This is a genomic window from Halosolutus sp. DAT137 (assembly GCF_059736405.1).
The window spans coordinates 682616-691339 of record NZ_JCAQID010000007.1 but is presented as its reverse complement, the minus strand read 5'-3'; the positions used below and the strand labels follow the sequence as shown (position 1 = coordinate 691339).

At 63.7% G+C, this 8724-nt stretch carries 7 protein-coding genes and 1 tRNA gene; 3 read left to right on the top strand and 5 right to left on the bottom strand.

All coding sequences use genetic code 11. The features are described 5' to 3' along the window. Positions 1 to 102: 102 nt before the first annotated feature. Positions 103 to 175, bottom strand: a tRNA-Pro gene (locus AC6I6L_RS13085). Between the two features lie 95 nt (positions 176 to 270). Here AC6I6L_RS13085 and AC6I6L_RS13080 point away from each other — a divergent pair. Beyond that, positions 271 to 522, top strand: coding sequence for a pro-sigmaK processing inhibitor BofA family protein (locus AC6I6L_RS13080; RefSeq protein ID WP_497918196.1), 252 nt, complete (start codon positions 271 to 273; stop codon positions 520 to 522). Here AC6I6L_RS13080 and AC6I6L_RS13075 read toward each other — a convergent pair whose 3' ends face one another. Beyond that, on the bottom strand, positions 523 to 1212 hold the full coding sequence (locus AC6I6L_RS13075) for a DUF7504 family protein (RefSeq protein WP_497918195.1): 690 nt from the start codon (positions 1210 to 1212) through the stop codon (positions 523 to 525). A 186-nt stretch (positions 1213 to 1398) separates the two neighbouring features. Then, the gene (locus AC6I6L_RS13070) at positions 1399 to 3573 is read right to left on the bottom strand and encodes a DEAD/DEAH box helicase (protein WP_497918194.1); all 2175 of its coding nucleotides are present in this window, start codon (positions 3571 to 3573) and stop codon (positions 1399 to 1401) included. Positions 3574 to 3790: 217 nt separating this feature from the next. Here AC6I6L_RS13070 and AC6I6L_RS13065 point away from each other — a divergent pair, with 217 nt between their 5' ends. Beyond that, positions 3791 to 6187 (top strand): methyl-accepting chemotaxis protein, encoded by a 2397-nt coding sequence (locus AC6I6L_RS13065; protein WP_497918193.1) that lies wholly within the window; start codon positions 3791 to 3793, stop codon positions 6185 to 6187. An 86-nt stretch (positions 6188 to 6273) separates the two neighbouring features. On the opposite strand, the gene AC6I6L_RS13060 is transcribed toward AC6I6L_RS13065, so the two are convergent. Further along, positions 6274 to 6714 (bottom strand): cupin domain-containing protein, encoded by a 441-nt coding sequence (locus AC6I6L_RS13060; RefSeq protein WP_497918192.1) that lies wholly within the window; start codon positions 6712 to 6714, stop codon positions 6274 to 6276. A gap of 141 nt (positions 6715 to 6855) precedes the next feature. On the opposite strand from AC6I6L_RS13060, the gene AC6I6L_RS13055 reads away from it, so the two are divergent. Then, positions 6856 to 7812, top strand: coding sequence for a glycosyltransferase family 2 protein (locus AC6I6L_RS13055; protein WP_497918191.1), 957 nt, complete (start codon positions 6856 to 6858; stop codon positions 7810 to 7812). A gap of 15 nt (positions 7813 to 7827) precedes the next feature. On the opposite strand, the gene AC6I6L_RS13050 is transcribed toward AC6I6L_RS13055, so the two are convergent. Next, positions 7828 to 8718, bottom strand: coding sequence for a ParB N-terminal domain-containing protein (locus AC6I6L_RS13050; RefSeq protein WP_497918190.1), 891 nt, complete (start codon positions 8716 to 8718; stop codon positions 7828 to 7830). Positions 8719 to 8724: the final 6 nt, after the last annotated feature.

Below are 8724 nucleotides of genomic sequence, written 5' to 3'. Positions count from 1 at the left end.
TGGCTCGAGTTCGACGGTGCGACTCACCGCGACCACCTCTCGGTAGATCCGCTAAACGCAGCACTCTGACTTCTATTCGGCCCGAAAAACCTTATAAAAGGATGGGATCGCCCGGATTTGAACCGGGGTCACGGGCACCCAAGGCCCGAAGTATACCAGGCTAACCCACGATCCCGTACACCCATCTTTCGGGTGCACGTCTTAAAGGGTTTCGTTCCGTGGTCGAGACCGTAGCCAACGGTTTTCCCCGATCGGCCCGTACTGTCTGGTATGACGACTGGAATCGAACTCCTCCTCTTGATTCTCGTTCTCGTCGCGTTGCTGGGTGCCGCGACGATTATTCAGACGGTCCGCCCGTTCATCGTCAACGCGGTCGTCGGACTGGTGGTGCTGTTTCTGGCCCAGATCGTCGTTGGGATACAGATCGCCGTCACGCCGATCGCGCTCGTGATCGTGGCCCTCGGTGGTCTTCCCGGCGCGATACTTATTATTTTGCTCTCGGTATTCGGAATCGCGTTCTGATCACTCGCTAAGCAGTTGTGCGATGTCTTCGTCGGTTGCTTCCGCGATCGGTCCCGGCCGTCCGGGATCGGGCGATGGTTGGGCATCCCATTCCGCCAGAAGGTCTGCGACCTCGTCGTCGGTAGCCTCAGCGATCGACACTTCTGCGTCGTCGGTTGCGACGACCGCGTCGAACAGCGTCCCGAACGTCGAGACGACTCGATCGTCGTAGTCGGACGGATCGAAGTACACGTGGGCGGTGGCGTCGACGCTCGAGAATCGGCTAGTGAGAACGTGGGTAAACTGGAAGACTGTCTTTGCCGAGGAGTGCCGGAGAAGTGCCGTGAGCGAGTCGAACCGGACGACGATCTCCTCGTGGTTCTCGCTCCAGCGTTTACAGAATCGACTGATGGTAACCCCGATTTCCGACAAATCGGTCGGGTCGGCGATCGATTCGGTCATCACTGAGGCGTCGTGATCGAGGTCGGACCCGTCTTCGGCGGGACCAGCACCGATCGTCAGGTGTCCGTGCGTACCGTCTCGATCGCTCGGTGACGGCGGTTCGGCGGCGTCGTTGACGAACGCCACCTCGAGCAACGCCGCTCCCTCCTGGTGTAACTCCGCTTGCCACGTCTCCGGGTCCTGCACTCTAGGAGAGACGTGGAGGACGTTCGCCGGGGGATCGATCGCCGCGTTACTGGTCGGCTCCATACTGAGTGGATCGCGTTGTGCTAAGCATGTCCCCTCTCTCTCTCTTTACCGTTCTGGCCGCCAACAGGTTCGAGAACGTGATGAGAGACAGGACTTCGGTCCGGTTACGGCCCGTCTCGTAACCGTTCCAGCGCTTCTCGATATCGTCTGTGCGGCCGATCGGAGCGATCGCTCCACCCGGCCCCGTCACAGGTCGTCGTCGCGGAGTTCCAGATCCGCGATCAACTCGTACGGATGGGCATCCTTCCGGATGGCGTCGATGAGCATGAACGCCTCGCCCGGCTTGAGAAAGTGTTCCGTAATCACGCGTCCGAGCGGCGTCGGCTCGAAGCCGTCGATAAACTCGTACTGGAGCAGCTTGCCGATCGCGTGTTTCGTCGGCACCTCCCCGAGCATCCGATCGTTGAGCGCCTTGGCGGCCTTGCCGCCGACGGTGATGTTCGCGAGGGTTTCCTCGATGGCGGCGTCCTCGTCGTAGTGGGTCATCACCGACTCCATGTCTCCCTTGAGGAGTTTGAAGGCGACCTCGTCCTCGGTCATCTCCATCGAGTTGTGATACGAGCAGTCGGGTTCGACGAGGACGTACACCTTCCCTTCGTCGTGGTAGTCGGGGCGGCCCGCGCGACCGAGCATCTGGTGGAACTCCTGGACTGAGAGCCACTCGATCCCCATCGCCAGCGAGTCGAAGACGACCTGCGAAGCCGGGAAGTCGACCCCGGCAGCGAGGGCGGCGGTCGTGACGACGGCGGCGAGGTCCTGGTCCCCGAACTGTCGTTCGACCGTCTTCCGGCGCTTGTAGTCCAAGCCGGCGTGGTACGGCGCGGCGGAGTACTCGAGCTTTCGTGCAATCTCGTGACAGCGCCGCCGGGAGTTGGTGAAAATAATCGTCTGGCCGCGATACCCCTTCGAGGACTCGGTATCGAACTCGCGCCTGACGAGTTTGTTCGCGACACGGACCTTCTCCTGGCCGTCTGCGAAGGTGACGTGGCGTTCGATCGGCACCGGTCGCTCCTCGAATTCGATGAGCGTGGCCTCGAGTGCGCCCGCGAGCTGTTCGGGATTGCCGACCGTTGCCGAGAGGTAGATCCACTGGGCACCCTGGTAGTCGTCTCGCTGCTCACGGGCCGCTTCGTTCCCCGTTTGCTCGTTTCGCGGCCCTGACTTCGCTCGCGCCGCGCGTTCGCAGCTTCGCCGCTCGTCGTCCGGCGGCCCGCCCTTCGCGCGCGCCGCCCGCTGCTCGCAGGTATATTTGAGCCGCGAGATGAGGCCGTCGAGACGGTGGCCCCGTTCGCCCTCTTTCAAGGTGTGGACTTCGTCGATGACGACGGTTCCGATGTCGCCCATGTCCTTGCCCGTCCGGAGGGCGTGGTCGATCCCCTCGTAGGTGCCGACGATGACGTCGGCGCTGGGATCGAACTGGTTGCCGTTGTCGCTGATCCGACTCGCGCCCACGCGGATGGAGACGTCGACCAGGTGGCCGTACTCCTCTTTGAAATCCTCGTACTTCTGGTTGGCCAGCGCGACCAGCGGGACGAGAAAGAGCATCTTCCCCTTTCCGTCGAGGACGCGATCGATTCCGGTCATCTCTCCCACGAGCGTCTTCCCGGTCGCCGTCGCGGAGACGACCAGTTGATCGTCCCCGTCGAACAGGCCGTTCTCAGCGGCGAGACTCTGAACGGGAAGCAGGGTCTCGAAACGATCCTCGAGCAGTCCCTGCAGGTCGGGATGGAGGTCGAGCGAATCCACCCGGACGGGGTCGACCTCGTCGGTCGTCGCGGAGATCGTATCGAACTTCGTTAGATCGGGATCGAGCCGCCCCTGCAGAAGGTTGACGATCCGCTGGAGGTCCTGGACCTCGATCATGAGGTCTTCGAGGCGGTCTTTGGCGGCGCCGGTAACCGTACCACCGCCGGAGTACGAGAGCTGTCGTTCGAGCTCCTGTCGCGCACAATCCGTACAGATCCAGTCTTCGTCGTCCTTGACGGCGGTTTCGGTCGTAATAGGTGAGTATCGACCCGCGGACGCACAGTACCGACACGTCCGGACGGCCTTGGCCTTGTCCTCGAGCTGGTACCCCGCGAGCATCTCCCGGAGTTCGTCCCGTCCCCGTGGCGACGTTTGCTCGGAGATTCGAATGCGTTTCGCACGACGCGCGAGTTCGACGAACTCGTCGGGCTGGCGAGGCTCCTCGCTGGAGCCCTGTTTGAGCCGGAACTTCGCGGGTCGGGGGCCGGCCGAGGTTTCGGAGAGACCGAGTTTCGCCCGGAACAGCCGTGTACCGTCCCGCTGGACGACGACGAGATAGTCGTCACCGACTTCGTGACAGAAGATCGTTTCGACGTCCTGAACCTGCTTCGACACGGGCGTCAGTATGGAGGGACAGTATTTTAGCGGTTCGGACTCCCTCGGAAAGCGGGAGTGCTCGGCGCTCGATCGACACCTGCGACCGGGGCAACACCCCTACTGTCGGGACGGTGAAAACGAAGGTGCCGCCGTACGTACCCGACCCCGTCACTCAATAGCGGTACGTTTCAAAATTAGCGAACTACATTGTCTGTGAGTAGAGAGCGCCACTCGAATGGGGTTCAATCCAGCCGAATACGTTCCGGGAATCCGCCGCAGTTACGCGCTCCGCTTTGTCACCGCGCTCGCGGTCGTCGTCCTCGTGTTGGGTGTGTCCGGCGGCTACGTCTACGCCCACACTGGCGACGAACTCGAGTCTGACGTCCAGTCGCAACTCGTCTCCGACGCCGAGAAAGACTCGGATCGACTCGACACCTGGTACGACTCGACCGAGCGGTACATGCAATCGCTCCCGCGATCGACGGCGTTTCGGAGCGAAGACACCGTCGCGATCTCCGACTCGTTACACCGGATGACCGATCGCACGGCGTTCGACGGCGGTTACTACGTGGATCCCGATACCGGCGACGTGTTCGTCTCCGCGGGCACGACCACGGTCGTCGACGACCGACAGATGAGCGACGCGATGTCCGATCAGGTTTCCGCGGCCACCGAGGACGGGTCCAACGTCGTTTTCACCGACCCGTTCGAGACGGAAACCGGCCGTCCCGCGATACTCGTCGTTAGCAACGTTCCCGGTTCCGATCGTGTCGTCGTCGGACTCGTCGACCTCAGGTCGCTCTCACGGTACATGGTCGGCGACGAGGGGAACGACGTGGTCGTCGTCGACTCGAGCGGAACCGTCGTCCTTTCACACGACCGGACACTCCTCCTTCAGGACGACGTTCTCGACCCTGCCGACGTGGGTGACGGAACCGGAACGACGTCGATAGAAACGACAGCCGCGGACGACCTCGCCGTGGGTTACGCGGCGCTCGAGAGCACGGACTGGACGCTGACGACCAGGGTTCCCACCGCCCAGGCGTACTCGCTGCAGACGGACATCTCGAACGGGATCCTGTCGATGCTGGCCGTCGCCTTTGCGAGCGTCGTCATCCTCGGTGTGACGATCGGTCGAACGACTGCCCGCTCGCTCCGGGACCTCTCTAGCGAGGCCGCAACCATCGAGGACGGGACTCTCGACGACCCCGTGGAGTCGACTCGCAGCGACGAACTCGGCGATCTTCACCGATCGCTCGACCGGATGCGCCGGTCGCTGCGCGATCGGATCGAGGAGGCTGAGTCGGCGCGAACGGACGCCGAGCGCGCTCGCGCCGAATCGGAGCGGTTCTCCCGGCACCTCGAACGGACGGCCGACGAATACGGCGAAACGATGCGCGCCTGCGCGGACGGAGATCTCACGGAGCGACTCGATCCCGACGACGAGAGCGAGGCGATGGAGACGGTCGCGACCGAGTTCAACGCGATGATGGACGACATTGAGGCGACGGTGAGCGCGACGCGAGCGTTTGCGGACGCGGTCGACGACGCCGCCGAAACGACCGCCGACGGCACTGCCGAGGTTCGTTCGGCCTCCGAACAGGTGACGACGTCCGTTCAGCAGATCGCCGACGGTGCGGACAGACAGAGCGACCAACTCACAGCCGTCAGTACCGAGATCGACGATCTGTCGACGACGACCGACCAGATCGCCGCGACGTCGTCCCAGGTCGCCTCACTTGCCGAACGAACCGCGGAGACGGGCGCGAGCGCCCGCGAATCCGCCCAGCGTGCAATCGACGGGATGAACGCGATCGAAACCGAGGCCGAGGAGGCGGTCACGGAAGTCGACCGGCTAGAACGCGAAATGGTCGAGATCGACGAGTTGATCGCGTTCATCGAGGATCTCGCCGCCCAGACGAACATGCTCGCGTTGAACGCGTCGATCGAAGCGAGCCGGACGGACTCCGCCGACGGTGGCTTCTCCGCGGTCGCAGATCAGGTCAAATCGCTCGCTGCCGAGACGCAGGAGGCGACGACGGACATCGAAGACCGTCTCGAGCGCGTCGAACAGCAAACCGAGCGCGTCGTCGACGTGGTTCGCGAAACGAACGATCGGATCGTCACGCACCGGAGCGCGGTCGAAGAATCGGTCACTGCGCTCGACGAGATTTCGTCGTTCGCGGCGGAGACCAACCAAGGGGTCCAGGAAATCTCGACCGCAAGCCAGCAACAGGCCGCGGCGACCCAGCAGGTCGTAGCGATGACCGACGACGTCACGGCGATCAGTGAGGAGACTAGCGCCGAGGCCGAAACTGTCGCGGCGGCGGCCGAAGAGCAGACCTCGTCGCTCGTCGACGTTTCTCACACTGCGTCGCTGCTCTCCGAGCGCGCACGCGAACTTTCCGAGTCACTCTCGACGTTCGAGGTCTCGATCGAGCCGTCAGCGGCTGAGGGAGTCGAACTCGCTCGAACGCAGGACGGAATCCTCGTTACGGATGGGGAGGAGGGAGACGGAACCGGTGTCGGCGGAGGAGATGACGACAGCACCACCAAAACAGGGGGAGACCCGGTCGAGTCGAACCCCGCCACGGACGACGGGTTCGCCTGGCCCGAACGCGATTCGGAGTAGTCGATCGAGACGGGAGCACGTGGCGGTCGGCCCGGGCGACGTCGTGGCGGACGATACCGACCATCCCGCTCTATTGCGGTTCGACCTTACTCCTGCAGTTCGATCGCGTCGTCGCCGTTCGGAACCGCACAGAGGAACGCACCCGGTTCGTCGCCGTCGTTCCGGTACCAGTGGACCGTCCCGGCGGGGATGAGCAGCGAATCGCCTGCCGAAACCTCGAACTCCTCGCCGTCGACGGCTTCGCCGTCTGCTCGATGCGCCTCCGGCGCTTCGCTGATCCCGACCGTGTACGTCCCCTCGAGGACGTACTGTTCGTGTTCGACCGCGTTCGTGTGCTTCGGCACCTCGGCACCCGGTTCGAGGACGAATCGCCGGATCGCGAAGTTCGGTGCGCCGTCGTGCGCGTCGATCAAGACCCCCTTGCGGAGGCCGTCGGCCGCGTCGACAGTGTCGTACTCGATTTCCCCGCTCGATCGGACCAGCGGCTCGGGAGTCGGTTCCGGTTCGTTCTCCGTCGCTTCGCTCATGCATTCTGGTTCGCGGCGACGCTATTAAACGGTACGCGGGCTGGTGCAGTCGATCGCGCGTGGCGAGAACGGACGGCGATCGAACCGGTTCGGTAGTTGATCATTAACGAATAGCTGAGATAGTTTATCCTCTGTAGATACATGGTGGCGAGAACCGAGCGTCCGCTGGTGAGCGTCGTGCTTCCGACCTACGATCGGCCGGAGATGCTCACGGAGGCGGTCGAGAGCGTCGCGACACAGCGCTATCCGAACATCGAACTGATCGTCGTTGACGACTGTTCGCCGACGCCAGCGAGGCGCGTTCTCGCTGATGGTATGCCCCAGGACCTCGACTGGCGGTGTTATCGCCACGAGACGAATCGGGGGGCGAATGCGGCGCGCAATACGGGCATTCGTGAGGCGAGTGGTGAGATCATCGCGTTCATCGACGACGACGATCGGTGGAAACCGGACAAACTCGAGGCTCAGGTCGACGCCTTCGAGGACGACCGCGTCGGTGTCGTGGTCGTCGGCCAACAGCGGGTTTCCGGGGACACGGAAGCGAACGTCACGCTCCCGACCGTCGAGCGAAACGCCACACCCGGACTGATCGGCAGCGGTGTCGCTGGCCCGTTCTCGACGATCGCCGTCAGACGATCGGTGATCGAGAAGGCAGGGACGCCGGACGAGCGGTTTCCGGCGTGGCAGGATCGCGAGTGGTTGCTCAGGCTGTCCTGTCACTGTTCGTTCGCGTCGATCCGTCGCCCGCTCGTGGTCCGCCGACTTGGTGAGTACGAGCAGATCAGCGACAACTTCGAGGAGAAACGAGATACCACCTACCCGCTGTACGTGGAGAAACACCGTGAGTTGGCGGCCGAACACGGCCGCGAACGGGAGTTTCTGGCGAAACTCGCGACCGGGATTGCCGCTGCGGGGTTAGCCAACGGCTACTACGACGACGCTCGCCAGTTCGCTACGCGCGCGGTCCGGACACATCCTCGATTTCGACCGGCGTACGTCTACCTGTTGCTCGCGCTCGGTGGGCGATACACCTACCGCTCTGCGACCCGGTTCAATCGTGCCGCCGAACGGATCAGACGCGATCTACCCGGCGTCTGAGCCCGTTTTCGTTCGCTATCGGTCTCGCGCTCCGTGAACGCTCTCTCGTACGTCTCGCAGGTCCGGGTGGTGACCGCGTTCCTCGCCGGCAGCGACGGCGACTCGGTGAGCCATCCACTCGCGGTGTCTGACGAGGATCACCGCGGGAATCCGATCGAGCCCGAGCAGTTTCGCGATCGCGAGTCGATGTTTTCCACAGACCAGTACCAACGCCCCGTCTCGGCCGATATCGACGGTGATCTCGTGGCGGAGACAGTGACGGAATCCGATCGACGGATCGTCGCGGAACCGATCGCGCTGGGCGCGGTATCCCTCATCCCGGATCGTCTCGTACAACTCGTCGAGGCGGCGACAGCGACGGTGAACGTCCGCGACCGTCTCACACTCGTGCCAGACGCGCTCGACCGACGGGTCCGAGACGAGGCGAGTCGCCTCCCTGACGAGTTCGGTGTCGGCCCATGGACGGCCCCGATCGAAATGGGCCGCGAGCGAGCGATAGAGGACTGATTCTTCGAACCGATCGGCCAGGAACAAGCTGGCGGGCGGGCCGTCGTAGGTGGGATCGATCGGCGGCTCGTCGCGGCGGTCCCAGTCTCCACCGCGGACCGCACCGAACTGGCCGAGGCGGTCCCGGTAGGGTGGATACGCCCGCCGCGTGTGGCGCTCGATTCGGCTCGGGGAGACCCAGACGAGCTTGAACGGATTCGGTGGGGCGGGATAGCTGGCGACGTCGTTCGCACAGCGTCGCCGGTAGTAGCTGGTTGCTATCCACCAGTGTACCCGCGGATGGATTCTGGGGCGGGCGATCGCGTACTCGGTCCCGGTCCTGAGGAGTCCGGCGACCCCCTCGTGATCGACCACCTGCCGAGCCACTCGTGCGGTGTCGACGACGGACCGATCGCGCATTGATGA